Origin of the sequence: Streptomyces sp. NPDC096193, assembly GCF_040302905.1 — a bacterium.
GTDB lineage: Bacteria > Actinomycetota > Actinomycetes > Streptomycetales > Streptomycetaceae > Streptomyces.
The window spans coordinates 1-25,774 of sequence record NZ_JBEOSJ010000046.1; the positions used below are offsets into that span (position 1 = coordinate 1).

General features: G+C 67.6%; 22 protein-coding genes and 7 pseudogenes. 17 read left to right on the forward strand and 12 right to left on the reverse strand.

Annotated elements, in window-relative coordinates; genetic code table 11:
* Nucleotides 1–1,370, reverse strand: a 1,370-nt coding sequence (locus ABTX78_RS34960; protein ID WP_352210796.1) for a condensation domain-containing protein, incomplete at its 3' end; no start/stop codon positions are given.
* A gap of 617 nt (nt 1,371–1,987) precedes the next feature.
* Between ABTX78_RS34960 and ABTX78_RS34965 the strand changes: the two genes are divergently transcribed.
* The 9 genes and pseudogenes from ABTX78_RS34965 to ABTX78_RS35005 all read left to right on the forward strand — a co-directional run.
* Nucleotides 1,988–3,391, forward strand: a complete 1,404-nt coding sequence (locus tag ABTX78_RS34965; RefSeq protein ID WP_352210797.1) for a class I adenylate-forming enzyme family protein — start codon at nt 1,988–1,990, stop codon at nt 3,389–3,391.
* Nucleotides 3,388–3,624 carry an acyl carrier protein gene (locus ABTX78_RS34970; RefSeq protein WP_352210798.1) on the forward strand — a complete coding sequence of 79 codons (237 nt, stop codon included), beginning with the start codon at nt 3,388–3,390 and terminating at the stop codon, nt 3,622–3,624. The genes ABTX78_RS34965 and ABTX78_RS34970 overlap by 4 nt, the downstream gene beginning before the upstream one ends.
* Before the next feature lie 46 nt (nt 3,625–3,670).
* Nucleotides 3,671–3,871: an MbtH family protein gene (locus ABTX78_RS34975; protein ID WP_352210799.1), complete on the forward strand. Its 201-nt coding sequence runs from the start codon at nt 3,671–3,673 to the stop codon at nt 3,869–3,871.
* A 9-nt stretch (nt 3,872–3,880) separates the two neighbouring features.
* Nucleotides 3,881–4,444 carry a hypothetical protein gene (locus tag ABTX78_RS34980; protein WP_352210800.1) on the forward strand — a complete coding sequence of 188 codons (564 nt, stop codon included), beginning with the start codon at nt 3,881–3,883 and terminating at the stop codon, nt 4,442–4,444.
* Nucleotides 4,441–5,073: a DUF6875 domain-containing protein gene (locus ABTX78_RS34985; protein WP_352210801.1), complete on the forward strand. Its 633-nt coding sequence runs from the start codon at nt 4,441–4,443 to the stop codon at nt 5,071–5,073. Before ABTX78_RS34980 ends, ABTX78_RS34985 begins: the two co-directional genes overlap by 4 nt.
* Nucleotides 5,074–5,431: 358 nt before the next feature.
* Complete coding sequence (locus tag ABTX78_RS34990) at nt 5,432–5,617, forward strand: hypothetical protein (protein WP_352210802.1); 186 nt, start codon at nt 5,432–5,434, stop codon at nt 5,615–5,617.
* Nucleotides 5,618–5,851: 234 nt separating this feature from the next.
* Nucleotides 5,852–6,018 (forward strand): annotated as a pseudogene (locus ABTX78_RS34995) (IS630 family transposase); the annotation flags it as partial.
* A gap of 60 nt (nt 6,019–6,078) precedes the next feature.
* A complete protein-coding gene (locus ABTX78_RS35000; RefSeq protein ID WP_352210815.1) occupies nt 6,079–6,717 on the forward strand; it encodes a hypothetical protein in 639 nt (212 codons plus the stop codon).
* An 86-nt stretch (nt 6,718–6,803) separates the two neighbouring features.
* Nucleotides 6,804–7,131 (forward strand): annotated as a pseudogene (locus ABTX78_RS35005) (FAD-dependent monooxygenase); the annotation flags it as partial.
* A gap of 22 nt (nt 7,132–7,153) precedes the next feature.
* Here ABTX78_RS35005 and ABTX78_RS35010 read toward each other — a convergent pair.
* From ABTX78_RS35010 to ABTX78_RS35020, 3 genes and pseudogenes are all read right to left on the reverse strand, one after another.
* On the reverse strand, nt 7,154–7,888 hold the full coding sequence (locus tag ABTX78_RS35010; protein ID WP_352210803.1) for a dienelactone hydrolase family protein: 735 nt from the start codon (nt 7,886–7,888) through the stop codon (nt 7,154–7,156).
* Nucleotides 7,889–8,058: 170 nt separating this feature from the next.
* A complete protein-coding gene (locus ABTX78_RS35015) occupies nt 8,059–8,262 on the reverse strand; it encodes a hypothetical protein (protein ID WP_352210804.1) in 204 nt (67 codons plus the stop codon).
* A gap of 747 nt (nt 8,263–9,009) precedes the next feature.
* A pseudogene (locus ABTX78_RS35020) lies at nt 9,010–9,147 on the reverse strand (IS5/IS1182 family transposase); the annotation flags it as partial.
* 431 nt (nt 9,148–9,578) lie between these two features.
* On the opposite strand from ABTX78_RS35020, the gene ABTX78_RS35025 reads away from it, so the two are divergent.
* The 5 genes and pseudogenes from ABTX78_RS35025 to ABTX78_RS35045 form a co-directional block, all read left to right on the forward strand.
* The gene (locus ABTX78_RS35025; protein ID WP_352210805.1) at nt 9,579–10,229 is read left to right on the forward strand and encodes a DUF6338 family protein; all 651 of its coding nucleotides are present in this window, start codon (nt 9,579–9,581) and stop codon (nt 10,227–10,229) included.
* Nucleotides 10,229–10,393 carry a hypothetical protein gene (locus tag ABTX78_RS35030; protein ID WP_352210806.1) on the forward strand — a complete coding sequence of 55 codons (165 nt, stop codon included), beginning with the start codon at nt 10,229–10,231 and terminating at the stop codon, nt 10,391–10,393. Before ABTX78_RS35025 ends, ABTX78_RS35030 begins: the two co-directional genes overlap by 1 nt.
* Before the next feature lie 3 nt (nt 10,394–10,396).
* Nucleotides 10,397–13,915 carry a CHAT domain-containing protein gene (locus ABTX78_RS35035; RefSeq protein WP_352210807.1) on the forward strand — a complete coding sequence of 1,173 codons (3,519 nt, stop codon included), beginning with the start codon at nt 10,397–10,399 and terminating at the stop codon, nt 13,913–13,915.
* A gap of 516 nt (nt 13,916–14,431) precedes the next feature.
* Nucleotides 14,432–14,665: pseudogene (locus tag ABTX78_RS35040) on the forward strand (hypothetical protein); the annotation flags it as partial.
* Nucleotides 14,649–15,181 (forward strand): annotated as a pseudogene (locus ABTX78_RS35045) (nucleotidyl transferase AbiEii/AbiGii toxin family protein); the annotation flags it as partial. The pseudogenes ABTX78_RS35040 and ABTX78_RS35045, both read left to right, overlap by 17 nt.
* A gap of 425 nt (nt 15,182–15,606) precedes the next feature.
* On the opposite strand, the gene ABTX78_RS35050 reads toward ABTX78_RS35045, so the two are convergent.
* The 4 genes and pseudogenes from ABTX78_RS35050 to ABTX78_RS35070 all read right to left on the reverse strand — a co-directional run bounded on the left by ABTX78_RS35050 (nt 15,607) and on the right by ABTX78_RS35070 (nt 19,902).
* The gene (locus ABTX78_RS35050; protein WP_352210808.1) at nt 15,607–17,367 is read right to left on the reverse strand and encodes a SpoIIE family protein phosphatase; all 1,761 of its coding nucleotides are present in this window, start codon (nt 17,365–17,367) and stop codon (nt 15,607–15,609) included.
* 441 nt (nt 17,368–17,808) lie between these two features.
* Nucleotides 17,809–18,159 carry an STAS domain-containing protein gene (locus ABTX78_RS35060; protein WP_352210809.1) on the reverse strand — a complete coding sequence of 117 codons (351 nt, stop codon included), beginning with the start codon at nt 18,157–18,159 and terminating at the stop codon, nt 17,809–17,811.
* Nucleotides 18,160–18,532: 373 nt separating this feature from the next.
* A pseudogene (locus tag ABTX78_RS35065) lies at nt 18,533–19,053 on the reverse strand (helix-turn-helix domain-containing protein).
* A gap of 264 nt (nt 19,054–19,317) precedes the next feature.
* Nucleotides 19,318–19,902 (reverse strand): TetR/AcrR family transcriptional regulator, encoded by a 585-nt coding sequence (locus ABTX78_RS35070; protein ID WP_502994059.1) that lies wholly within the window; start codon nt 19,900–19,902, stop codon nt 19,318–19,320.
* Between the two features lie 77 nt (nt 19,903–19,979).
* Here ABTX78_RS35070 and ABTX78_RS35075 point away from each other — a divergent pair, with 77 nt between their 5' ends.
* Nucleotides 19,980–20,396, forward strand: coding sequence for a VOC family protein (locus ABTX78_RS35075; protein ID WP_352210811.1), 417 nt, complete (start codon nt 19,980–19,982; stop codon nt 20,394–20,396).
* 468 nt (nt 20,397–20,864) lie between these two features.
* Entirely contained in the window at nt 20,865–22,256 is a 1,392-nt protein-coding gene (locus tag ABTX78_RS35080) for an ATP-binding protein (RefSeq protein ID WP_352210812.1), read from the forward strand.
* A 385-nt stretch (nt 22,257–22,641) separates the two neighbouring features.
* Here ABTX78_RS35080 and ABTX78_RS35085 read toward each other — a convergent pair whose 3' ends face one another.
* The gene (locus ABTX78_RS35085; protein WP_352210813.1) at nt 22,642–23,268 is read right to left on the reverse strand and encodes a COG1361 family protein; all 627 of its coding nucleotides are present in this window, start codon (nt 23,266–23,268) and stop codon (nt 22,642–22,644) included.
* Between the two features lie 572 nt (nt 23,269–23,840).
* Here ABTX78_RS35085 and ABTX78_RS35090 point away from each other — a divergent pair.
* On the forward strand, nt 23,841–24,107 hold the full coding sequence (locus ABTX78_RS35090; protein WP_502994061.1) for a transposase: 267 nt from the start codon (nt 23,841–23,843) through the stop codon (nt 24,105–24,107).
* Here ABTX78_RS35090 and ABTX78_RS35095 read toward each other — a convergent pair.
* The 3 genes and pseudogenes from ABTX78_RS35095 to ABTX78_RS35105 all read right to left on the reverse strand — a co-directional run.
* Nucleotides 24,097–24,312, reverse strand: a pseudogene (locus tag ABTX78_RS35095) (transposase); the annotation flags it as partial. The gene ABTX78_RS35090 and the pseudogene ABTX78_RS35095 sit on opposite strands and share 11 nt — an antisense overlap.
* Nucleotides 24,255–24,689, reverse strand: a complete 435-nt coding sequence (locus ABTX78_RS35100) for a hypothetical protein (protein ID WP_352210816.1) — start codon at nt 24,687–24,689, stop codon at nt 24,255–24,257. The pseudogene ABTX78_RS35095 and the gene ABTX78_RS35100, both read right to left, overlap by 58 nt.
* A 43-nt stretch (nt 24,690–24,732) precedes the next feature.
* Entirely contained in the window at nt 24,733–25,107 is a 375-nt protein-coding gene (locus ABTX78_RS35105; protein ID WP_352210814.1) for a hypothetical protein, read from the reverse strand.
* Nucleotides 25,108–25,774 lie beyond the last annotated feature (667 nt).

Consider the following 25,774-nt stretch of genomic DNA (forward strand, 5'->3'; position numbering starts at 1 on the left):
CGCGACGGCACAACAGCACCAGGCACCGCCAGCACAGCCGCCCGCTCCTCCGCAGAGAGCAGATCAATCCGCCCGATCGGCCGAGAAGGATCCGTTGCCGTGACGGCTCGCAGAGCCGTGCGCAGGCGCCGGTGGTGAACGGCCAGTTCGTCGTGCGTGCACAGTTCGGGGTGGGCGTTCACGTCGACGGCCGGCCCGGCGCCGTCGCGTCGGTCCCACACGGCGAGGGTGAGGTCGCCCACCAGGCCGGAGGAGAGGTTGTGCGCGGTGGTCGGCAGTCCGGCGAAGGTGATCGCGTAGTCGAAGGACATGACGTTGACGACCGGTGCGTACCACGTCCCCAGGCGGCCGGGCAGTGCGATGTCGCGCTGGATGTCCTCGGCCCGGTACCGCTGGTGACCGCCCAGTTCACGCACGCGCTTGCCGATCTGGGTGAAGAGTTCGCCGAGCGTCAGCTCCGGTCGTAGCGTGAGCCGGAGCGGTAGGACGTTGGCGGCCGTGCCGGGGGTGCGGCGCTCCACCTGGGTGAGGCGGGCCGGCACCGGCAGGCCCAGGACGACGGTGGCCGAGCCGGTCGTCCGGTGGACGTGGAGGGCCGCGGCGGCGATGACCAGGTGCGACCAGGGGGCGCGTGCCCGGCGGGCCGCGTCGCGCAGCGCCGTCTGTTCCGCCGGCTCCAATGCGGTGGTGTGCCGGAGATAGCGCTCCGGCGTGGTCGAAGGCGTGCCGACAATTCCGGCAGGCTGCGGACGGTCCGTGAAGCGCTCCGTCCAGTACGCCCTGTCCTGAGCGAATTGCTCCGATGCCTGGTAAGCCTGTTCGGCCGTGATCAGGTCGGACAGCGTGCCGAATGGGCTCGCTCCCACCGGGCCGCCTCCGGCGACTGCGGTGTAGACGTCGGCGACCCGGCGTGCGATCAGCAAGGACCCGAAGGCGTCCATCACGGCGTGGTGGTAGCCCTGGTACCACCAGAAGCGGTCGGCGCTCAGCTTCAGGAGCGCGTACTCGAACAGCGGGTCCTCGGTCAGGTTCATGGGCCGGGCGACCGCGGTGTCCATCCAGTCGCGGGCGGCCTGTTCGGGGTCCGGCTCCGCGCTCAGGTCGGTGACCGCGAACGGCCAGTCGGCAGGCTCCTGGAGGGCTTGCCGGACCTCGCCAGGTTCCTCGACGAAGCGGACGTGCAGCGCCTCCGCCTCGGCGACGACGAGTCTCAGGGCTTGCGCGAACAGCTGCGGGTCCACACCTCCCTGGATCTCCAGGTACTCCCCCACTCGGAAAACGCGATTCCCTCTCCCCAGTCGCTGCTCGGCGATCCATATTTCGCGTTGTGCAGCAGTGAGGGGCAGCGTGGTGCCGGCACTGACGGACAAGTCTCCACCTCCGAGAATTCCCCCGCGCGGACGGCCGGAGAGGCAGGAATGAAAAACTCACTATGTCCTGGAAAACGCGTCGTTAATTCGATCGCGCAGAAGTGAAACGGCGAACTCCGCTCTGTCGGAGCGACGTGGATCCCCGTGTGTGTACAGGAGCCGGACGTAACCGCCCGGAAACGCGACAGGGGAAACCTAACCCTGGGAGTTCCGGAGGGTCAAGGAGATCAATCGGCTATGCCAGATGCATGTCCGGGCCGTGTCCCGCCGGCGGGACACGCGGGACAACCCGGCGGGACCCGCGCGCACGCCCGGCATCTGCCGCGGTGCCGGTCGATGCAGCGTGGCGGCCAACTTCTCCTGATTCGGCTGGTGAACGCCTGCTGCCCGCGCTTGTGGCGGGGCGTGGCCGATGCTCGCCACACGGCGGACGGAGTACTTTCCCGCGGGCGGCGCCCTGCCGGTGCGGCGGCCGGCGTCGGGACCCGCGCGTCGCTCGCAGGGCGGTTCGCCTTGATCGACGGGCTCTTGCCCGCCGTTTCTCGGCAGTGTTAGCTTCACTGTCCATAAATGCCGATCGCATGTTTCCCGAGGCTGTTTCACAAAAGGAAACCCGTATGGCAAAAACGCAGTGGGTGAGTCATCTGCTGAACCGCGGCGCGGACGACGACCCGTGGGCCGTTTCGAGCGCTTCGGTCACCCGGGGACAGTTACGCAGTGCGGTGGCCGAGTTTGAGGAGAATTTCCGGAACCAGGGAATCGGCGAAGGCAGCTCGATTCTCCTGAGGATGACGCCGAGTTTCACTTATTTTCAGGTGCTGTTGGCCCTGTGGAGCCGTGGGGCGCAGGTGGTCCTGGTCGACTTCCGGCTGAAACCGGCTGAGTACGAACCGCTTGTCCAGCTGGTGCGTCCGCAGTACCTCGTCGCCGCGACCGGCGCCCGAGGGCCGGTGGCGGGATTCCGTCAGGAGTCGGACTTCACGGTCCGGCCGCTTCCGGACGGCCGGACCGCCGTCCACGGCATACGACTGGTGCAGTTCAGCTCGGGCTCGACCGGCCGGCCCAAGGTGATCGGCCGACCCGCCGATTCCGTGCTGGCTGAAATCGACCGGCACGCCGCCCTCCCCGGAATCCCCGGCGCGGACGACCGGATGATGCTGCTGAACTCGGTCATGCACAACATGGGCCTGGTCAGCGGCGTGCTGCACGCCCTCGCGTCCGGCGCGACGCTGATCATCCCGCCGACGCTGCGCCCGGCCGAGGTCGTACGGCTCATGGCGGACACCGGGACGACAGCCGTCTACGGAACGCCCGTCCACTACGAGTTGCTTTCCCGCGTCGCCGACCGGCCCCAACTGCCCGCACTGCGCCTCGCGGTGTCCGGCGGCGAGAGGGTGCCGCAGGAGACGTACGAGAAATTCCGTGCACGCTTCGGCCTGCCGATCAGCCCGGTCTACGGACTGACCGAGATCGGACTGATCGCGGGTGACCTGTCCGGCACGTCCGTCCCTCCGCAGCTGGGGCTCCCGGTGCCGGGGGCCGAAGTCAAGGTCGTCGACGAGGAGCTGTATGTGCGGATGGACCACTCGCCGTATCTGTACGGCGAGCACGCGGACCGCTATACGGACGGCTGGCTGCGGACCTACGACCGGGTCCGGCAGGACCCCGCGACCGGGGTGCTCAGCATGCTCGGCCGGGCCGACTCGCTGGCCGTGATCGGCGGACTGAAGGTCGACCTCACGGAAGTGGAGAACGTCCTCCTGGCCCACGACCGGGTGACGGAGGCCGTCGTGACAAACGGAGAGGTCATCGAGGCGTTCGTGGGCGCCGACCCCGCCGTCGGCGCGGACGAGCTGACGGTCTGGTGCCGGGAGCGGCTGAGCCCCGTCAAGGTCCCCAAGCGGTTCCACGTCACGCGACTGCTGCCGCGGAACTCGATGGGGAAGCTAATCCGCGACCGTGCGCTGATGCACGGACGCGTCCTGTCTGAATCGCCCTCGCGGGCACAGGGGGACCGATGATCTCGAAAGACGACCTCAGGGCGATATTGACTGAAAATGCGGGACTCGGGCCACCCGAAGAACTGACGGACGACGCCGAGCTGGTGATCGACTCCTTCACCCTGGTGGTCCTTCAGCACGTCCTCGAGGAGCGGCACGGCATGGTCATCGAGCCGCAGTTCGACGACATGGCGCAGTTCACCTCGATCGACGGCATCCACAGCTACGTGACCAGGGTCGCGCAGGAACACTGACCGGCACACCTGCCCCCCATCCGACCGCATTGCGCAGGGAGCGATGATGAGCAACCCCTTCGAGAACCCCGACGGCACCTTCCTGGTGCTCGTCAACGGCGAGGGCCAGCACTCGCTGTGGCCCTCGTTCGCCGAGGTGCCCGCGGGCTGGACGGTCGCGCTCGGCCAGAGCGACCGCCAGACCTGCCTCGCCTACGTCGAGGAGCACTGGACCGACATGCGCCCGCTGAGCCTCGTGCGCCGATAGGAGACCTCGATGGACGACGCCGCATTCCAGCAGCTGCTGTTACGGGAGGAGGACCTCGAGGAGTCGTTCTACGGCGAGGAGCCGAGCGCCGCCTACGATCCCGTCTTCGTCTCCGGCGACGAGTCGGGGCGGACCATCGTCGATCTGACCAACATGCTCACGCACGGCACGCATCCCGAGACGTTGCACCACGCCTCCGCGCTGTTCACGAACGTCGTGGGATCCGTGGTGTTCCACCATGTCGCACAGTTCGGCCACGGCACCTGCCGGCAGATCTACCAGGAGCTCTTCGACGCGGTGCACGGCTGCGCGCAGTACCGGATGGAACTCAACGACGGCGTGCAGCTCGACATCTCGAGGGTGGACCTGGGGCCCGTCGAGCTGGGAGACGGCGGCTTTCTGGTGCGGTGGCTGTCCACCGTCGACCACTTCCGCATCGAGACCGCCTGGGTGATCGTCGCGAAGGACGACATTCTCACCTTCGTCAACGCTCGTGTCCCGGACGAGTCGGAGATCCAGCGGCTCGCACGCATCGCCGTCGACCGCGTCGCCGAACTGATCGGTGCGTCATGACGTCCGCGGCATCCCTGGTCGACTTCGCGTCCGCGCTGAAGACGGTCGAGGCATGGCTGACCGAGTACATCTCAGCGAGCCACCCGGAGATCGGCCGCACGGGGCCCATCTGTCCCTTCGTGGCACCCTCACGCAAGAACCGGACGATGGAGATCCGCCTGCGTTTGACCGGCCACGCTCCGACCCTAGAGCTGATCGAGGAGATCGCCCGCAGCACCCTCCGAGAGTACGAGCTGACGACCTGGCAGGGCCGCAATCCCATGCTGCGGGCCATGGTGGTCGCACTTCCCGATCTGCGCAGCGAGGACACCGGACTGCTCGACCAGGCCCATATCCGAGTGAAGGACGCCTTCGTGGCACAGGGGCTCATGATCGGCCAGTTCCACGAGAACTGCGAGGTGACGGCCGCACGCAATCCCAGCTTCGCGGTGAGCAAGGCACCCTTGCCCCTGCTCGCCATCCGCGCCATCGCCCTGCACGACGTCTTCTTCCTGTCCGAGCGACCGCACTGGTTCCAGCAGTACCGGGAACGGTTCGGCAAGTTCTTCGGACCAGGGTCCACCCTGATGGACCCGCTCTTGGTGGAGCGTTACCAGGAGGCCGAGCAGGCTTACGGCGGTCCGCCGTAGATTCCGCCGACCTCTTGGCCGCCGGCGGGGGACTCCGACAGTGTCGGAGTCCCCCGCCGGCGAGACATGTCCCGAAACCCGGTCCGGGGGGCCGTTGCGAGCGATTGCTTGTGGGTCAGCGTGCCGTCAACGCTGCCCACACGAAGACCGGACACCCAACGCACTGCCGTCGAACGGCGTCAGGCACCCGCCAGTTCACCTCACCGACCGGGCTGCCGCCGAGGGTGACAGTGCCGTTGGATGGACGGAGTGGTCACGAGCCTGGTTGTCCGGCTCCAGCACGACGGCCCTTGCCGTCCGCCGTAGTCCTGCTCACTCTCGCGGCCCTCTATACCGCCTCACCGAGCAGGCCGACCCGATGAGCGGGCCGAGCGGTCATCGTTCGGCGGAGCCGGAGACCGGGACTGTCTTCTCCGTCATGCCCGACGGGGCGACGTTGTTCGCCAACTCGGGTGTCGACGTCTGGCTCGACGTCGTTCACCGATACGGCAGCCGCGTCACCGCCTCAGAGCATTTCAGCGAGCCGGACGGCCCCGAGAAGTAGGACGAGCGGGCTTTCGCCGAGCTGAATCGGCGGGTCAAGGAGCTGAGGAGATCGACCCTACGGCCTTCGACGGCTACGAGGTCTTTGGCCAGGGCTCCTGGATCGCGGGCTCTACTGACCTCGGCCGGCCGAGCCACGGCCCGTATATCTAGTGCCGTGACCGCGAAGGTTCACCGGGTTGGCGGGTGGAGAGGTTGGACGTGTGGCGAAGTCCGTCCGACTGCTGGAGTTGTGGTGGCTGAGCCTGTTCATGTGCGCAGGTTGACCGACCAGGAGGGCGGAAGATACAGAAGATCGTGCGCCGGGGCAGCACCAGTTCGGTGCGATACCGGCGCGCGATGATGGTGCTGGCCTCGGCCGGCGGGAACCGAGCCCCAGTGATCCCGAAACTGGTACATGCTGCATCATTTGTCTCCGCCGACTGCAAGCCGGGTCACGGAAGGATCAGTAGGGTCGTTGACGTGCGTGATGTACGGGTGGTTCTGATCGGCGGGACGTCGAACGTCGGGAAGTCGACCGTCGCCCAAGTGGTGGCGGAAATCCTCGGGTTCGAGTGCCTGAGCACTGACGGGCTGGCCCGGCACCCCGGCCGGCCCTGGAGAACCCCCGATGGGGAGGTGCCGGCACACGTCGCCAAGCACTACGAATCACTCACGGTGGACGAACTGATCACGTCCGTTCTCGACCACTACGAGAGGCTGTGGCCCCGCATCGAAGAGCTGATCACGGCCCACGCGACCGAGAACCGCAGCAGGACGGGCCTGGTCCTGGAGGGGTCGGCACTATGGCCCGTCCGCGTCGCAAGGCTGCGGGTCCCGCGCACGACCGCCGTATGGCTCACCACCGACGACTCCGTAGTACACGCCCGCGTTCACACCGCGGGCTGCTATGAAGCAGCCACAGGTGAGGAACAGGCCCTGATGGACAAGTTCCTGGCCCGCACTGAGCGCTACCAGACACTCATGATCGATGCCATCGACGAGCAGGGCATGGATCGCATCGACGCAGGTGCCGGACAGTCCGCCGCAGAACTGGCTGACACAGTGCTCGCCGCAGCCGACGCACAGACCGCGGTGGGACGGTCATCTACCTGCCGGTGACCACTCGTAACGGCTCACCCCGACACCCAGCGCCCCACCAGCTCATATTGAAACGAATGCTGATGATGCCCGTCTACGCCGCCGTCGACAGGCATGCCTTCCACAACCGACGGCTGCACTCTCTCCCCGAGGGCACCGTCCGCTGGGGCCACCGGTGCCCGCCCTCTCGGCGACGGCCGGCACGAAGTCACCTTCGCCGACGGCGAGGCTGTCACCTGCCACCTGCTGGTCGGCGCCGACGGCGCCTGGTCCCGCATCCGCCCGCTGCTCTCCGACGCCCGGCCCGAATGCACCGTCCTCTCCTTCGTCCAAGGCAACCTCCTTGACGCCGACGCCCGGCACCCGGCAAGCGCGGCCGTGGTCGGCGGCGGCGCGCTGTTCGCCGAGGGCAAGGGCGTGATGGCCCACCGTCAGATTTGGTTTCCGAAATGGAGCCTCAACTGTTGGCCAGGGCACGGTCGAGGAGGGGCAGCAGGCGGTCCCAGTGGCGCTGCAGTGCGGCGGGGTTGAAAGCGTCGGTGTCGGACATGGTGAAGCCGTGGATTGTGCCGGGGTAGATCTCGGAGGTGTAGCTGACACCTGCGGCGTCCAGGGTCTGGTTGAGCTCGCCGAGGGTCTCGGGCGTCATGTCGCCTTCGGCGTGGCCGAGGTGGACCTGGGCGGTCAGCTTGGCGAGGCTGTCGGGTCCGTCGGCGCCCACGGGACCGTGGAATGCGGCGACGGCCGCCACCTGGCCGGGGTGGGCCGCGGCGGTGCGCAGCGCCAGGAGGCCGCCTATGCAGTAGCCGGTCACCGCGACCGGTCCGGCGCCGACCTCGGGCTGGGTGGTGAGGAACCTGAGGTAGGCGTCAGCATCGCGCAGGACACGTTCGGCGGTGTGCCCCTCGATCAAGGGCATCAGCTGGGCGAAGACCGCGGGCCGAACCTCTTCTCCGATGTACTCGGGAAGTTCGATCACCGGTGCCGGGCCGTGCCGGTAGAAAAGGTTGGGGACGAGCACGAAGTACCCGTGCCCGGCCAGCTCGCGGGCCATCTCCCGCAGCACGGGCCGGATGCCGAATCCGTCCGCGTACATCAGCACTCCTGGGTGCTGCTCGCCACCGTCGGGGAAGGCGGCAAAAGCGTCGGCCTGGCCGTCCGCGGTGGGAATGTGCAACGTGTTGGTGGGCACGATCTCTCCTGTCGTGGTTGACGTGTCGAGCTGTGATCAACACGACAGGAGGCGGAGCCCGCGCCGCAGCGCCAGATCCTCGACCCAACAGCGGGCCAGCACCGGCCCGTACGGCGCTCAGAGGAGCGCCGGGTCACCAATCCGTGTGTGGCGCAATGCCGTCCCGGTAGTCATCGCCACACAACGTAGCCCACCGGACAGGATCGATACCAGCCAGGGCTGTTCGCGAGAATGATCTCGGCCAGCACCTCGGATCCTGAACCGGGTCGACGCCTCACCACAATTCGAAGACTCTCTTTGAATTCGCGTACCACTCCCGCCAGCACCTGCTCGTCCTGCGGGGCACGCGCGACCTCGAACTTCCTTTCGGTCATCTCAGCGCCGACTCCGCGGCCGGCCCCAACTACACAGGCCAGCCAGCGGTCGCGTCCCACTACCAACTGAATCGGCCGAGTCGAGCAGGTCGGCGTCCCGTGCGGCTTTCGACGTCCACCAGGACAGTGCCGTAGTGCCTTGTCAGTGGCCTGCACGCCGGGACAGGGAAGAGTGGGCGAACTGCTGTGACGTTCAGCCTGGTGGTGAGGATCGGTACCTTGTTCATCAGCGTCTTCTTCCTGCCGTCCGGAGCTCCAGGGTCCAATATTGCGCTGTCACCATGGAAGCGCTCGCTACCACGCACAGCTGGCCAGCGTGGCCTAGGAAGGCTCGCCAGTAGCTCCCGCATCGGCGATATGGCGGGCTGTGCGCACCATCGCCTCGAACCGCTGCGCGAATAGTGCATGAATCGAATATCGAATACTGCCTCTTCGCCAGTGACACGCGGAGACGGTCGACGCTGTTGTCGTCGGCTATATCGGCCCGATCATGCGCCCCCGCACGGTGGCTGTCTGGCTGCTCGACGGCAAGATCGCTCTCTCGCAGACGTTGACCGGGGTGCTTGCCGCCGAGGTTGCGCCTCGTCTCGTACGGGACGAATCAGCGCGCCGCGCCCGGACGAGCGCCGGGGAGGCTTACACCGCGTCGCAAGATCGAAGACATCTACGCCGGTCGGAGCGGCCGTAGGCTTTGTCCGCCCGGAGGCGCTGAGGCTTGAAGTAGCAGCGACCACGAGGACGTAGATGGATGGCCGCGAACAGCGTCTCATCAGCCGTGTCCTGCGTTCCGCCGCCCTGCGGACGCACCCGCGACGGAGGGATCAACGGCTTGACTATCTCTCACAACCCGGCCGTTACGATCCAGCTCCACGTTCCCCGCCCCATGCCCTGATCAACGTCCGCTCACCCACGCATGACACTGTCTATGATTCCGACCTATGCGAGCCTTCAACTTCGGGCAGAAAAAGGCGGCTTGGGACTCCGGAACCCTGTGCTCGACCGGTACGTCGAGGTGGACTGGGACGACCCGCGCCACGATGCCCTCGCCCAGCTGGTCTCGGACTCGAACCAGACCCCCTGGACGCCGGATCCCCCGTCACCCCAGTCGAACATCGGTTGCTGCACATCACGCTCTCTCTCAACCGTCCTGCGAAGAACCCCAGGTGAGACGGCCCACACGTGGTCTCTGGCATGTTAGGGACGTAGATGTCCCAGCCGCTGCCTCCCAATAACCGCGGAAGGGGATGTTCTGCCGACCGCGGAGACGCAAGCCAGTAGCCTGATTGAACGGAGCCCGTGAGACATGGGGGTGGTGAGTGCAGGCGCCTGCGACCGTCGTGCAGCTCGCTCTGCTCGTCCTTCTGGTGCTGCCCGGGGTCACCTATCAGTTCGTCCGAGAACGCCGCCGTGGGCCGGTGCCCGGTGAGCGTGATCTGGGTGAGCGGGTGCTGCGGGCGATCGTCGCGTCGATCGCCCTGGACGCCCTGTACGCCGTGGTGGCGGGGCCGGCGCTGGTTCGCCTGGCTCTAGGCACCGGCGGCAGCTGGGACGGCTTCGTGGAGCGGCCGCGAGTGGTCGGCTTCGTCGCCGTGGTGCTGTTCCTCGTCGTGCCGGCCGTGGCGGCGGTCACCGTTTCCCTGGTGGATCGGCAGCGGCGCAAGGCTCGGTTCCTGCGCACGCCCAGCGCCTGGGACCACGCGTTCCGCGACCGCGAACCGTGCTTCGTGCGTGTGCGGCTCAAGGACGGCAACTGGGCGGGCGGCTGGTACGGCAACCGGTCGTACGCGTCCTCGTACCCCCACCCGGCCGAGCTGTACCTCGAATCGGCGCGGGTGATGGGTGCCGACGGGGCGTTCGGCGCACGCGTGCGCGGGACGGCGGGCCTGCGGTTGCGGGCGGAAGACTTCGACGTGCTGGAGTTCGTCGAAACCGGAGAACCGGCGGCCGTGCCGGGGGAAGAGCGATAATGGCGCACGAACAAGAGCACTCGCACGAACCCGAGCTCTCGCCCGAAGAGGCGGCGCTGCTACAGGAGGCCGCGGAACGCGGCTACACCCCGAAACGCGCGGTCGCCGAGCCGGACGACGCGCCCGGCGGCCCGGCCGGCACCTCGAACGGCAACGAGGACTGACGCGTGGGTGGCGGGCCCGCGAACGGCCTGGCCGAGCGGTTCTGGGAGGCGTTCCACGTTGCCCGGCACAGCGCGGACCCCGCGTCGGTCGAGAAGGCGATCGACCTCGGCCATGCCCTGCTGGCCGCCGAGGACGTGGCCGAGCGCCGCTCGGTCCTGTCCAATCTCGGGGGCCTGCTGCAGACCCGCTACCACCAGACCGGTGACTTCGAGTTCCTGCAGGAAGCCATCCGCAAAGTCACGGAGGCTTACCTCCTTGCGTACGAAAGCCCGGAGGACTCGGCCGACTACGCCAACAACATCGGCATGATGCTGCACACCGCGTTCCGGCAGAACCAGGACCGCGGAACCCTGGCCGACGCGCTGGACTGGAGCCGGACGGCCATCGACGAGGAACCGTCTACGAACAAGGCGTTCTACCTGGGTAACCTCGTTGTCGCGCTGCGGACGTCGTTCACCGTGACGAAGGACCTCGCCCCCCTGGCGGAAGCCGTAGAACACGCGCGGACCGCCGTCGAGTGCTCCCCCGATGACGTGTCCACCGCCAGTAGTCTGCACTTCCTCGCCGTCGTCCTGCGCGACTGGTCCCATGACACCGGGGAGACCGGTGTCATGGAGGAAGCCGTCGACGCCGCGCGGCGAGCAGTGGAGCTCACGCCGGCGGGGTCGTCCGACGTGCGCGACAGGTTGAAGAACCTCGCGTACCTTCTCGACGACCGCTACCGGGCTCGCGGAGAGCGGGATGATCTGGCCGAACTGCTCCGGGTCCGGCAGACGCTGGTGGCCCACACCCCGGTCACCGATCCGCAGCACTCGCAGAACCTCGTCGAGCTGACGACCACGGAACGAGACTGGGCCGCGCTCACTGGCGAGCGCCCGAAATGGAACCGTGACTGGGAACGCGCCGACACCGAAGCTGAAGTATGCGGCCGGTACGCCGCCGAGTTCGAGCAGAGCCGGGACTCGGCCCTGCTCGAGCGGGCGATCGAGCTCGGGCGTTCGGCGGCGGCGGCGACCCCCGCCGGGCACCCCCGTCGGGGCGTGCGCCTGGACCACTTAGCCACGGCGCTGGCCACCCGGGGTGAAGCGTTCGGGGACCACGCCGCACTCGCGGAGGCCGTCATCATCGAGCGGGAGGCGGTCGCGTGCACGTCGGCGGGTCATCCGCTGCGGGTCCAGTTCATGGGCAACCTCGCCGTCAATTTGAACGCTTTGTTCCATGCGACCGGAGACTTGGCCCACGTCATGGACGCGATCGACGTCGCTCGCCGTGCCACTGAGGCCACGGCCGGGCAAGGTGACCACCCGCGTTCGCTCGGCATCCTCGCCGTCATGCTGCACAACCGGTTTCGTGTGACCGGCGAGCTGCAGGTGTTGTCGGAGGCGGTCGACCGTGCCCGGGAGTCCGTCCGCCTCGGCGCGAGCCTGGTCGCCGGGCAGGCCCAGCGGCTCTCCAACCTTGGCACCATGCTGTCCGACTGGTTCACCAGGACGGGCGAGGCAAGCGTGCTCGACAAGGCGATCGACGCGCACCGCGTGGCCGCGGATGTGACGGCGGACGACGAGCCGGGCCGGGCAGCGCGGCTGGCCAATCTCGGTGGTGTACTGGAGATGGCGTACCAGAAGTTCGGCAACCGGGACGCGTTGCGGGACGCGATCGCCGCGCATCGCGCGTCCGTGGCCGCGACTCCGGAGGACAGCCCGCACTGGCCCCGGTACACCGCAAGCCTGGCCGCCGCGCTCGGCGACTGGTGCACGAACCCCGTCGCACCCGCCGTCGCGCGACGGGAGCCGCCGGATCCGCAGGTCCTCGCCGAGGCGGTCGGCCTGGCCCGGAGTGCGGCGCGGAGGCCCGAGCAGGACGCCTACTCCCGGGCAGATTTACTGACCCGCATCGCCAACGTCCTAGCGCTCGGCTTCCGACACCGCGGCGACGGCGACGCGCTGACCGAGGCACTCGGCTGCTACCGGGAGGCCGCGGCGTCTGCCGGATCGCCGGCGGAGAGCCGGGCGGAAGCGGCGGACCGGTGGGGTGATCTGGCCGCCGATGCCGGGCAGTTCGACGTGGCCGCCGAGGGGTACGCCGCTGCGATCCGGCTGCTGCCCCGGCTCGCCGGGCGCCACCTGGGCCGCGAGGACGCCCAGTACTGGCTCGGCCGGTTCGCCGGGGTCGCCGCCGACGCGGCCGCGTGCGCGCTGGCCGCCGGCGACGAGGTGAGCGCGGTGACCCTGCTCGAATCCGGGCGCTGCGTGCTCGCCGCCCAAGCACTCGACAGCCGCGGTGATCTTTCCGACTTGCATGAACGGGCACCCGACCTGGCCGAGCGCTTCCGGACGCTCACCGCGGAGTTCGAAACCGACACCACGAGCGACCGTGTGGCCCTCGCCGACGAGCTCGACGCGGTGACCGACCGGATCCGCGCGCTACCCGGGATGGAACGGTTCCTACTGCCCCCTCTGCTCACCGACCTCACCGCGCAGGCACACGAGGGCCCGATCGTGTACGTCAACGTCAGCCGGCACCGGTGTGACGCGCTGATCATCACTCCGGACGGGGTCCGGTCACATGCGCTGCACCGGCTGAGCGAAGAGACCGTGAGTCACCGCGTACGCGCTCTGCACACTGCGTTCACGGAGGGACGGCTGGCTGCCGAGCAGGCAATCCATGACACGCTCGAGTGGCTGTGGGACACGATCGTGGGCCCTGTGCTCGGCGAACTGGGGCTGACGGCGGAACCGGCGGCGGACGGTCCGTGGCCAAGGATCTGGTGGGCCCCGGTCGGGTCGCTCAGCCTGCTCCCCCTACACGCGGCGGGCCACCACCGCAACGGCGGACCTGTGCTCCTCGACCGCGTCGTCTCCTCGACGACGCCGACGATCCGCGCTCTTGGCCACGCCCGCGCGGGCTGCTGCGACGACCGGAACGAGCCGCGGCTGCTGGTCGTCGCGATGCCGCACACTCCGGACGCCCCGGACCTGCCTGGCGCACAGGCCGAAGCCGACCACCTGGCCGCTCTCATACCCGGCGCCACGGTCCTGGTCGGCGCGGACGCGACTCGTGACGCCGTTCTCGACGCCTTGCCGGCCAGTGGCTGGGTGCACTTCGCCTGCCACGGTTACAGCGACCCGGACAACCCTTCGGACAGCCACCTCGCGCTGCACGACCACGATCGCGCGCCGTTTCGGGTGCTGGACCTTTCCCGCCTGCGCCTGCGGAACGCTGAGTTCGCGTTCTTGTCGGCCTGCGACACGGCCCGCACCACCGCGCGCCTGTCCGACGAGGCGATCCACCCGTTGGCGGCCTTTCAAATAGCCGGGTTCTCCCAGGTAGTCGGCACGCTCTGGCGAGTCGACGACTCCGTGGCACCAGCCTTCAGTCAGCAGATCTACGGCGAGTTGATCGCGGCTCGATCCGGTGCGTTGTGCGTGTCGGCGGCGGTCCATCGCACGGTCAGGCAGCTGAGGATGAAGTATCCGAACCTGCCGTCGGTGTGGGCCGCACACGTCCACGCGGGCGCCTGATTGCACGCACTTCGTCGTATCGGGAGTTGATCCGCAACCGAATCGGCCGACTACGTCGGCAGCTGTCAGCGGCATCCGCTCATGGCTTTCCTTTGTGCCAAGCCGTGGGCTCATTTTTGATCTCGGGCCCGATGAGTCGCTGAACGAGCTGCGGACCGCCGCCACACGGGCCTTCGAGATCGTGCTCGGCGCTGCGGCCACCACGTACGAGACGGTGTTTTGCACCTGACGGAGTCGTACGCCACCGCCGAAGTCCGAGCTCGACTACCACCAGATCCATCGACGCGTACGCCGAGTCCGCCCCAGCCATGCGCCGCTCCGCGTCGACGCAGTCGCGCTGGTCGACGTGGTGGCCAACGACATCGAGAAGACGATCACCTGGGAGACGATCCCGTTGGGTGGCACCACGACATTAGGGCCAAGATCGCGCGACGCAATGCCGGGCCAACCGAATGAGACAGTGCGGGAACATACAGTCGTCACGACGGAACGGGATATTCCAGTTGCGGACCTACCGATGTGCGGGAGATGGGCATCCGGGTTGCCGCACGGGGTTCGGGAGCCGGGTCGATGGTCAATCTCTGCGTCTACATCGCCAGGGCGAATCCGCTTGCTCATTCGCTGCTCTTCGAGCGCTTCCTGCCTGGGCGGCGGGCGTCGTTGCCGGACATCCACATCGATGTGGAGTCGGCCCGCCGGCTCGAGGTGTATCGGCGGATCTTCGACCGGTTCGGTTCGGAGCGGGTCGCCTGCGCCCATGGCCGCCATTGCCGCCACGTTCAGCGCCGGCCTGGGAGCCCGCGGATGGACGGTGCACGCGCTGGAGACTGCGCCGCTGTCGGCCCGCTTCCCGTGACCGACCCGGCCACCGCGCAGGAATGCTAAGTCGACGTCCTCAAGGAGATCTTCTGGCGGCCGATCGCCGCAGCCCCTACGGGCCCGTCCTCGCGGAGGAGGACGTGATCGGGACCAAGGTCCGCGCTCTCGCCGACCGCGGAGCGCCTCGCGACCTGATCGACGTGTTCGCAGCCTCCCGCCGCTGGGCCAATGCCGAGCTCGAAGAGTTCGGTCGCCGTCATGCCCGCGGCCGCTTCGAGCGCGAGGATCTGCAGTCGAACCTCACGGGTGCCGAATGGACCGACGACGACGCCTTCGCCGCCTACGGGCTCAATGACGCCACCATCTCTCCGCTCGTGGGCTGTGGAGTGGGCCGACGGCCTCGCGGCCCGTCTCCTCGAAGAAGCCGACGATCCGGAGACGGAATGATCACCCTCGACACGGGCGCAATAGCACGGACGGCCAAAGCACAAGTCAGCCCCTAGATGCCCTGCCTCACGAACGACGGCAACTCGCGAGCTTGTAGGCCGGCGAACGCCTCGCGGAAGTCAAGCGGCGGCGAAACCGGCTCGCCCGCCAAGAGGCTGCTCATGAACCACAGGAACGACTTCGGCTGCGATGCATCAGAATCGCTGTTCCTCGGCCTCTTCGCCGCTTCACTTGCCCTGGGGTTGATCGCGGGCGTCGGAGGTAGAGACCGACAGCGTCCTCGTCCCTGCTGCTTCTGCAGTTGCGCAACGGAGCGGTTGGCGACGAGGACGGCTGCTCCACCAACGCGCCTTTCTGCCGAGCGCAGGAAGACCTCGGCCTCCCGAACTGCCCAGGCGATGTAGCTCGTGCGCTGATCGGCTGGGTCATGGGATAGGGGGCGTGCGCAGGGCGATCACGGCAACGTCGTCGTCGTTGTCGCTGGGGCGGACCTGGTCCAGCAGCGAGTCGCAGAAGGAGCTCAGAGGGCGGTGTGCCAGGGAGGCTGCGTGTCGGCGCAGCCTGTCCAGGCCATGATCAATCACGTGCTGCGGCGACTCCACCAGTCCATCGGTGTAGAGCAGGAGCGTGGCCCGAGGCGGCAGAACAGTGACGGCGTCAAGGCGAGGCAGGGTCACCCCCGTGCCCAGCAGCATGCCGCGGCCTTCCTCGAGGTAGCGAGTCTGACCGTCATGGGTGATGAGCAGCGGCGGCGGATGGCCGGCGTTCGTCCACCGCACGCGCCACAGACTGTCCTCGCCCAGAGTGAGCGTGGCGAGGATCATGGTCGCCATCGGCACCTCGGCTGTGTGCAGCACAGCCTCGTCGAGCCGTGCGACGACGGCGCTGGGCGCGGCATCGGGGTTGGACCAGGCGAATGCGCGCAGCATGTTGCGGACCTGCGCCATGCCGGCTGCGGCCTCGAGATCGTGGCCGACGACATCGCCGATGGCCAGTGCGTGCGCCGGGGCGGACAGTGCGTGCGCCGGGGCGGACAGAGGGAAGGCGTCGTACCAGTCGCCGCCCACGGACGAGGCGTCCGGAGCGGGTACGTAGCGCGCTGTCATCTCCAGTCCGGGGACGACGGGCACCTGGGGAAGCAGGTGGCGTTGCATCGTCTCGGCGACCTTGCGCTGGCGCTGGTACAGGCGGGCGTTGTCCAGCGCCAGGCCCGCCCGGCGGGTGAGGTCCTCGAGCAGCGGCAGGTCGCCTGGGACGAAGGCCTCGGGACGCCGGGAGCGGCCCAGGGTCAGGGCGCCCAGTACGTCACGGAGCCCCCGGATGGGTGCGATGGCAGCGGAGTGCATGCCCGTGACATTGAACAGGCGCTGCTGCTCGACCGCGATGCCCGAATCGGGCGGGCCCTGGTAGGTGGAGGGCCCGGCGATGGAGGAGGCAGCGCCGCGCAGCGCCCGTGACAGCGGCATCAGCGACTCTGCCGGCACGGGAGGCATCGGGCCTTGCAGGTCATCCCGCCCGGCGAGCACGCCGTCCTTGTGCTCCATCACGAGAACACGTCGTACTTCGTCACGTTCGGTGAGCAGATCGAACACGGCCCAATCCGCGAGCCGCGGCACGGTGAGGGCGGCCAGTCGGTGCAGCGCCACGTCCACGTCCAGAGTGGACGTGAGCTGTGTGGTCGTCTCTGCCAACAGGGCCAGGCGGTCCAGTTCCGTCAGCGGCGCGGAGTGCTCGGCATCACCGGGGTCTATTTCTGGCTGTTCCGGCTCGTACAGCATCACCAGGGCACCTGACGCACCTGTCACGCCCGCGCCGGACGCGTAAGGCGTGACCAGCCAGGACAACTCGACGAGGGTGCCGTCCCCACAGGCGAACCAATCGGCGTCGCCATGCCTGGTGTCTCCCGTGAGGAGGGCCTTCCTTATCCGGCAGCGAGTGCGCGGTACCGGGTGCCCGTATCTGTCCCGGTGCAGCAGGTCGTGGAAGTCCTGACCAAGGAGTTCCGAGGCCTTTCGACCCAACAGGCTCTGGGCTGCGCTGTTCGTCGCGACGACGAGGCCGTCGTCATCGATCATGACGGCGGACGTTCGCAGCTTTTCCAGCGTTTCCTCGAGCAGGGCGCCACAACGCGCCTCATGCCCCGGCAGGGGCGTACCCTCCCTGCCGGGAGCGGCGACGTCGTCCATGTTTCTCCGTTCAGCTTGAATACCCGGAGTACCCCCACCGAGGCCCCTCCATGCACCGTAAGCGCACAGTCTCGGCACGACTCGAGCGGGGCTGCTGACTGGAACGCGCCGTGAAGTGGACTGACACCGCCCGGTCACGGTCGTTCATCGCTGTGTGATGCAGGTCCTTGGCGCCCGTGACCGCTCCGGCCGCCGGGACCGTCCCCGTGCCGCAAGGCCCGATGAATAATGGTCGGGCAGATCCGCGACGTACTCCCCGTCCGCATCCCCCGCGAGCTGAGCAAGTACCCGGGCGGGTGGCGATCCCCGTTGACGCGGTGGCCTACATCCACGCGGACCTCGCCGACGCGGCGCTGACGATGGTGGAACGGAACATGGGCGCCGGCATCCGCGACGCAGACACGATGACCTTCTGGAGCCGTCCCTGGCTGCCGCGGGCAGTCAGGCGCCGACGACGTCCAGAGCTTCGCCCAGGGACGCCGACGACAACACCGGCACTGGGTGGTCTGTCCCCTCAAGCATCGCCTGTACGGAGGCTGAGGGCGCCGCCAGAACCAGCACAGTCTCATCCTGCAACCTCATCAGCAGGTCCAGGACGCTCCGGTCGGCCGAGGCGACAGCTTTGGCATCGACCACCAGTGCTTTTCCATCCCGCGCGGCCTCCTGACATACCGAGCGGACCGGTTGCAAGGTCTCCGCGGTGAGGTCACCGCCGAGCGCGATGACCCACGTCTGGCCTCGGCGCTGGCGACTCAGGATCTGCGGCACATCGGAAACATCGTGAAGCTGCATGCTCTACGCCTAGCACTCTTTGGACCGGTCGGCCAAGGCGCGCGCCACCTGTGACGCAGGCTCAGCGGCCGTCACGAGCTGTCAGCGGCCGCCGGCCGGCGAAGAGCTTGCAAGAAGGTCATCGCCCCTCGCGACAGGCTCTGCGCGCCCGTACGGAAGCGACACATTCGTACAGGCGAAGCGGGTGACGGAGGGGCATGCGACGTACCGGGGCCACGGACGAGGCCCGGTACCGCGCAGTCTCCAAGCAGCGCTGTTGCGTGATCGCAGCGATGGTGGGCATGTCTGGTGAAACAACCCCAACCTGCTTGAGGGCTGGAACAGCACTTGGCTCAAGCAGTCGTGAAGTACGAGCGCCAGGGCTAGTGCCGCATCAGGCAACGTTCGCCCTGTTGACTACCTCGCGGAGGCCTTCGTCGGCGGCGTGCTTGTTCCGCCAGATGATGTAGCGGCGGATCATGCTGCCCTGCTCTTGTGGCTGGCGTGGTCGGTGCTGTCCAGCGCGAAGTAGCGCAGGGCGGTGAACTGGGCCTCGATGCGGTTCAACCAAGCGATCGCGTAGAGGTGCTCGACACGGGCCTCCTTGGCGGCGTAGTCCGGGTCGCGGGAGGTCTTCCAGGTCTTTATGCGTTGAAAGGACACGCCCTCCTCGCCGAAGCAGGACCCGAAGGCCCTCGTGGCTGATGTCGTCGACCACCCCTCGGCGACCAGGAAGTCGGCCAGTTTGGCCAGGCTCCAGGTCGAAAACGGCAGGCCGTGCTCGGCCGGCTTGGACTTGGCGATCTTCTTGATCTCCCGGCGCTCGGGCAGCGTGAACGTCCTGGGCTGGCCGCCCTTGTACTTCGGGTAGAGCGAATCGAAGCCGTCGGCGAAGTCGGCGACCTTGCCCGGCATGTCGAGGGGACCGACAGCTCGTCGGTGCGCGGGTGACGGGCGGTGAGGTCCATCGCGACGAACGCGCCGTGGTGGATGCGCAGCGCCACCTGATCGCGGTGCAGGAAGTCGAGCACGTCGAGGATGTGGCCGGTGCCGCGTACGAGGCGGAACATCTCGGAGTGGTCGGTCAGGTGATGCTTGCCAACGCGGGGAACCGGTGCCGACGTTCCTGTCGCGGCGGCAGCAACGGAGCCGGCGGAGCGCCCCGCCGTAGTCATCAAGTCACCCGGTTCGCAGGGCCTGCAGCAGTTGCGTCAGCGCGGCTTTGGTGTCGCCCAGGTCCTCGGGGTGGGTGGAGGAGGCGAGCCACAGGGCCGCCTCGTTCATTGCCCCGGAGAGCAGATGGACCAGTGGTGCGACTGGCTGCGGGGCGATGATCCTTGCGTCGATGAGGGAGGACAACGCGTCGGCGAGGTGGCGGGCCGAGGTGGCTTCGTCCATCGCCCGCCATTGACTCCATCCCAGCACGGCAGGCCCGTCGACCAGCATGACGCGTTGGATGTCCGGATCGGTGGTCGCGGCGAGGAACTCCTGGCAGCCGGCGTTCAGTTGTGTCCAGGGGTCGTCGTAGGCGTCGGCGGCCGCGGCCACACGTCGGCCCACTTCCTGCTGCATCTCCTCCAGGACGGCGCGGAAGAGGTCCGCCTTGCCGTTGAAGTGGTGGTAGAGCGCGCCCTTGGTCACCCCGGCTGCCTGGACGATTTCCGTAAGGCCCACCGCGCCGTAGCCGCTGCCTGCGAACAGGCGCCTGCTCTCCCGCAGCAGCGCCTGCCTGGTCTGCTCCCGCTGCTTTGCCCGGATGCCCATCGCACTCCTCATTGACATACCGACGGTATGCAAATAGCTTCATTCGCATACTGATGGTACGCGAAAGGGGTCCAAGCATGAAACTGACCGGCTTCTATCCCGTGATCGGCACCGCCAAGCTGCGGGAGTCCCACGACTTCTACACCCGGTTGCTGGGGTTCGAGACCACGTTCGAGGCCGACTGGTACGTCAGCCTGCGCCAGCCGGGAGATCCCGGGTACGAGCTCGCCCTCCTCGACTACAGCCACCCAACGGTTCCCAAAAGCCACCGCGTCCCCGCACAGGGACTGCTGCTCAACTTCGAGGTGGAGGACGTGGACGCGGTTTGGGAACGGCTCATCACCGGCGAGGGGCTGCACCCCATCCTTGAATTGCGCAGCGAGGACTTCGGGCAAAGACACTTCATCGTGGCCGATCCCAACGGTGTCCTGATCGACGTGATCACGCCCATCGCCCCCACCGAGGAGTACCGCGAGCAATACGTCACCAGCTGACCCCGAAGGCGTGTTCGTCAACGACCTATCGGGCGCACCCTGCCCACCGGGGACTTGAGGGAGGTAATCCCCTGTCCTAGGGTAGTAGTGCTTCCTTAGACCATGTCCTGTGTGGCGTGCCGGCACCTGCGCAGTGGCACGGGCGAGGAGATGAAGACTGCCGCTTACCAGTCGTGGCGCGGGCCACGTAGGCGGACATGAGGCCGTGCTGATCGCGCCGACGGCGACGCCGGCCCTCCACCCGCCCCGGACATCCGTCAGCATCCGTTCGTCGCAAGTTGTTGAGCAGTGTCAACCGCCCCGACGCTCGCCGCTTTCCTCCTTCCGTCGGCCTGCTTACCCCGTGCCGGGCTGAACGGGGGACGTCTGGCGCCAATGCGCCTGTCGCGCTCGACCGCCACGTAGGAGGGCGTTACAACGGAACCTCGGGCCGAAAGCCGTCGTGCCTACCCCGACCGGAACGAGACCGTGTCAGATTTCCTGCCTGCCACTGCGGCGCGCGTGGTGCGGATCGTGCTGGTTCCCGACCCCGGAGTTGCGTCGGAGATCGGCCAGGAACTGGCCGACAAGCTGCCGCGGCTGCTGAGGCGGCGGGTCCGCGCGTACGTCGACTGGCGGGTGACGGCGCGCACGGCACCCTTGGTCGCGGACGAGCAACTGGACGTCTCCTCCGCGGTCGACGTCGTACGCCCCTTCCTCCCCGAAGGAGACTGGGAGGCCGCAGTCTTCCTCACCGATCTGCCTCGACGAGCCGGCCTGCGCCCGGTCAGCGTCGAGGTGAGCCCGGCGGAGCGCATCGCGTTGGTGTCCCTGCCCGCGCTCGGTTCCTGGCGGATGCGACGGCGCGCCCGCCGTGTCGTCGCGGATGTCGTCGGCAGGCTCACTCGTGAACGGGCCGATCTCGCTCCGTCGCCGGAGGAAGTCGGCCGGCTCGAAGCTTCGGGGACCAGAGAGGATGGCCTGGAACGCTTCATCGTGCCCGGCCTGCGCGGCCATCTGAGTCTCGTCACCGGTATGGTGCGGGCCAACCGGCCCTGGCGGCTCTTTGCCACCCTCTCCCGGGCACTCGCCGGTGTCTTCGCCACCGCCGCCTTCGGCCTGGTCAACACCTCGGGCTGGATCATCTCCTCGGGCATGGACGTGCCACGCCTGTTCGGCGCCTTTGTTGCGTCCTTCCTCGCCCTCACGGCATGGATCATCATCGATCACGAGCTTTGGGAACGCCCTCACGATTCACTCTCCCGTCCCTTCTCCCGCCTCTACAACACAGTCACCTGCGTGACGATCACCTTCGGTGTGCTCTCCCTGTATCTGGTCCTGTTTCTCGTCCTCTTCGGCGTCACCATGCTGATCCTGAACCCTTCGGTCTTGGGCAAGGTTGTAGGGCAAGACGCAACGATCCACGACTACGCCGCGCTCGCCTGGTTCGTCAGCTCCATGGGCATGGTCGGGGGTGCGTTCGAGATCCGGACTCGAAGACGACGGCACCGTCCGCAACGCGGCCTACGGCGAGCGTCAGCGGCAGCGGTGGCAGCAGCTGCGAGAGAAGAAGAAGGTGAGGGAGGAGCAACCGGGGGAGAGGTAGAGTGCTTGGCTGCGTCCCTGAGAACACACTGGCGCATGTGTGCGTCACGAGCACATGCGGGTCACGCGGTCCCCGCGAACCTGTTCCTCCAGTTCATTTCGGATCGCTATGAACGAGTCTCGGAAATCGTGACCAGCAACAAGCCCTTCGGACGCTGGGGCGAGGTCTTCGGCCACGACACCGTCGCAGCCGCGAAGATCGACCGCCTCGTCCATCATGCCGACCCATCCTCAACTGCCCCCGCCCGGGCGGGAATCCCGACATGGCCGGCCTAGAACCGGAAAAGCTGAATGCTCCTTGCACGCGTGAGGACGGTCCCGCGCGGGCAACCCTACTCGGGGCCGTCTACTGCACCCGCGGGGATGGTCCCTGCCACAGGTGGCTGAAGTGGTTTATGGCCGCCTGCTCCCCGCACACGCAGGGATGGTCCCGTCGATGTCGGAGTAGGAGTTCGCGCCGGACGCCGCGCCAGGGCCCGGCTCGCTGGCTACCCCGTGCGCCCTTCCCGTGTCACCAGATCCGCCGAAGGACGCTGGATGCTGTCCGGCTGGCTGGGTGCCGGCACTCGTTGTCCCGCCGAGCATCGCCCTGATGAGTTAGGCATTCAGAGCCTCCTCGCTCGCGTGCCGGCTCGGCGGGCACGGGTGGAACCGGAAGGCGTCAGGGCGCGTTCAGTCCGAAGACCTGGCCGCTGGCGTTGCTGGCGCCAGGGCTGTGGATGTTGTTGTTGGTGGTGATGTTGTTGAACATCGGTAGGACGCCGTTGAGGTTGATGGGGAGGATCGAGCCGCCTCCGCCGTTTCCGTCGTCGTTGCAGTCGGGGCCGGGGATGGTGGTGGGGTCGCTCGCGGTGTCCGAGGAGCCTCCGGCAACGTCACTCACGGTGGCGTTGTTGGTCACACTGCAGGGCGCGTCGGTGGCGACGTCGAGGATCACGTCGATCGTGTAGCTCTCGCCGGCGGGCAGGGTGGCGTTGCACCTGATCTGCTCTTGCCCCAGGCTACAGCTAACGACCACGGGAGTGTCTACGAAGATCAGGTTGGCGAATGTGAGCCCCTGCGGAAAGACGTCCGTCATTTCGGTCTGGCCGGTCTCATCGCCGGTGTTGGTTACCGTGATCCTGTAGACGCCCTCACCACCTCGAGTGAAGTTCCCCGTGTGGGTCTTCGTGATGTCCATCTGGGCCTGCGCGTATGCGGGGGTGACACCGACGGCGAAGGGCAGCGCGATACCAAGACCCAGAACGGTGCCGAGGGCCGCCACGTGGCGCCTCAAGTGCATGGCCATACTTCTCTCCTGTCGTGTGATGGTCCGGCGTGACGCGGTCCGCGCTGTCAACACGGGCGCGGTTCACGGGTTCTGCACGGCAGGAACGAATGGGGAGTTGGCCTGATTACGGGTGCCTCAGCCACTTCACCCGATCGCCACGATCGCGTGGCGGCCGTTCGTGGGGCAGGTGTCTCTGGGCCATTTGAGCGGTGGCCTGCGGCGTAGGGCTAGCCGAGTGATGGGCTGCCGCTGGACAGGATTTCTGCTGCAGGTTCTGACCAAAGCCACACCGCTTGCGCTTCCTTCACTGGGAGGTGCCGGCCCGGACTTGGTGCAGACTGCGACCGTCAAGCGGGTGGTTCTCCGATCTAACGTGCCGCGGGTTCGGGTCGGTCCTGGCCGCCTGCGACCCCGCTGATCGGACAGCGTCTCCGTGGAGGGCGCCACGCGGCTGCTCGCGCTCGACACCGTCGGCAGCCAGGATCACGAACTTCCGGCCGCGGACTTCGTGTGCCATGGTGCTCAATCCTTCGGCCAAGGGCTGGTGAGGGCTGCTGTCCGGGAGAGAGAAGGACAGCACCCGGACGGGGATCACGCGTCATGGCCAAGACGATGCCGGGAAGTTGGGCGATCGCCGCAAACCAGTGATCACCCGCCACGGCGCCCCGCACGGATCCGGCCTCGGAGTGCATCGCTGGATCGTCGAGCGCACCATCACCTGGCTTCACGGCTTCCGACGCCTCCGCGTCCGCTGGGAACGACGCGACGAAATCCACAAAGCCTTCCTCGGCCTCGCCACCTGCATCATCACCCACCGAGACGTACAACGCCTTCTTAGACCGTGTCCTACGTGGTGAGGCGGAGGAGCCTCTTGTAGCAGCAGAGGGAGGCGGCGAGGCCGAGGAAGGCCAGGTAGTTGCCTGGTTTCCTCTCGTAGCGGTGGTTGAGTCGGCGGTAGCCGGTCAGCCAGGACATGGTCCGCTCGATGACCCATCTGCGGCGCCCTAATCGTTCGCTGGAGTCGATGCCCTTGCGGGCGATTCGGACGCCGATGTGCTTGCCCCCTCGTCCGCGTCCCTGTACGCGGTCGGGCCGGTGTCGTTGTTCTGCCCGTCCGTCCATTTCACGTTCGACGTCACACACGAGCCGCATGTGGACCCGACGTTCCACTTCATCATGACGCCCTTCAGCGCCTGGTCGATCGAGACCGGCACGGTGGCGATCGCCTGATCGAACTCCGCGAAGTCCGACCCAGACGCGCCCTTATTCGGGTACGCCTTGATCCGCTGCTCGAAGTCGAACTCGGCGAAACCGATCCGCCCATCGTCCGCGTCGACGAACGCCAGCGTCCCGGACCCGACGTTCTTCGGGCACACTTCCGTGCGGTTGATGTAGTCCTTGCCGCCCGGCTCGTCCCAGCACCAGTCACCCAGCTCCACGGCATGAGCGACCGCGGCAGCCGCAACCGCCGCGGCAGGAGGCTTACCCGCCTTGCGGGCCGTGGCGGCTTCCGCCTTGCGCAGCGCCCCAACCCGCGCCTTCGCCCGCTTCTCGGACTCCGCCGTGGGAAGGGGACAGCTCGATGCACAGTTTGCGTCCCTTCGCGTCTTCCCTGCCGCAGGTAAGCGGCTTGGCCGCCTGTCGCTGCACCGCACCCGCCGCGGCGACCGTTGGCAGCGCCGGCCACGGATCGGTCCGGTTCAGCTCAGTGATCGCCCGCGCCTCGGAGTCGATCGTCGACGACGTCAGCTCCACGGGGAACTGCACATACGGCGCAATGCGGAAGTCCGTCCACGGCGACCAGGCCGTCTCATACAGACTGCCGTCGAAGGCAGAGGTGCGGAACTTGTACAGCACCGGGATTCAGCTTGCCGTTCGGCACCCCGCGCATGCGCGCGTGTTGTTCCCCACGGTGAACGCCCTGATGCGCTGCGGTCCTCGATGTCGTCGGCCCACCAGGATGGGTTGACCATGTCCAGCCGGCCGTGCTGGGACGCGTTGTCGACGAACCAGGCGAGGTCGCGCCACACATTCGCTTCCGCCTGCTTGCCGGTGCAGGGCGAAGGGCACCGCCACCCGCGGGCAGTCGCCGTACAGACGGGGCCACCAAAGCAGCCCGCGCCATCCGTCGGGAGAAGCGAAAGGTGATGCGGCGAACCGCCGCCCCCGCGCCCAACTGGCGGGCCACGGACCGCGGATGGTCGTGGGGCTGCGATTGCTCCCCAGCCACATTTTGGGCACATCGCTTCAGCACGAGAGCGATTCTTTCCAGCCGTCTCCAAACCCGTCGTCGTGCCCGGCTCCAGTCGATAACTGTTGCCGTACGGCAACTTCGAAGCCGCAGCCTCCCCGCAAGGTCGTCGCAAACTCGCCCGCATGTTCGAAAGGATCGTGGGAAACCCATACCGGTCGTGAAGCTGATGTGACAGCGTGTGCGGCTCCAGTGGCCGTGGGGGCCGCTGTGGTTTCTCTTCCTGTGGGGGGAAGTGCATGGTTTCGCGTGCTTCCGGCACGCCGTTCCGGC

Coding starts and splice junctions, on each gene's coding strand:
- ABTX78_RS35085 (WP_352210813.1), bottom strand. CDS start 23,268: ATGGCCATGCACTTGAGGCGCCACGTGGCGGCCCTCGGCACCGTTCTG.
- ABTX78_RS35030 (WP_352210806.1), top strand. CDS start 10,229: ATGGCGCACGAACAAGAGCACTCGCACGAACCCGAGCTCTCGCCCGAA.
- ABTX78_RS35075 (WP_352210811.1), top strand. CDS start 19,980: ATGAAACTGACCGGCTTCTATCCCGTGATCGGCACCGCCAAGCTGCGG.
- ABTX78_RS35060 (WP_352210809.1), bottom strand. CDS start 18,159: ATGCAGCTTCACGATGTTTCCGATGTGCCGCAGATCCTGAGTCGCCAG.
- ABTX78_RS34965 (WP_352210797.1), top strand. CDS start 1,988: ATGGCAAAAACGCAGTGGGTGAGTCATCTGCTGAACCGCGGCGCGGAC.
- ABTX78_RS35050 (WP_352210808.1), bottom strand. CDS start 17,367: ATGGACGACGTCGCCGCTCCCGGCAGGGAGGGTACGCCCCTGCCGGGG.
- ABTX78_RS34975 (WP_352210799.1), top strand. CDS start 3,671: ATGAGCAACCCCTTCGAGAACCCCGACGGCACCTTCCTGGTGCTCGTC.
- ABTX78_RS34970 (WP_352210798.1), top strand. CDS start 3,388: ATGATCTCGAAAGACGACCTCAGGGCGATATTGACTGAAAATGCGGGA.
- ABTX78_RS35015 (WP_352210804.1), bottom strand. CDS start 8,262: ATGACCGAAAGGAAGTTCGAGGTCGCGCGTGCCCCGCAGGACGAGCAG.
- ABTX78_RS35070 (WP_502994059.1), bottom strand. CDS start 19,902: ATGGGCATCCGGGCAAAGCAGCGGGAGCAGACCAGGCAGGCGCTGCTG.
- ABTX78_RS34980 (WP_352210800.1), top strand. CDS start 3,881: ATGGACGACGCCGCATTCCAGCAGCTGCTGTTACGGGAGGAGGACCTC.
- ABTX78_RS34990 (WP_352210802.1), top strand. CDS start 5,432: ATGAGCGGGCCGAGCGGTCATCGTTCGGCGGAGCCGGAGACCGGGACT.
- ABTX78_RS34985 (WP_352210801.1), top strand. CDS start 4,441: ATGACGTCCGCGGCATCCCTGGTCGACTTCGCGTCCGCGCTGAAGACG.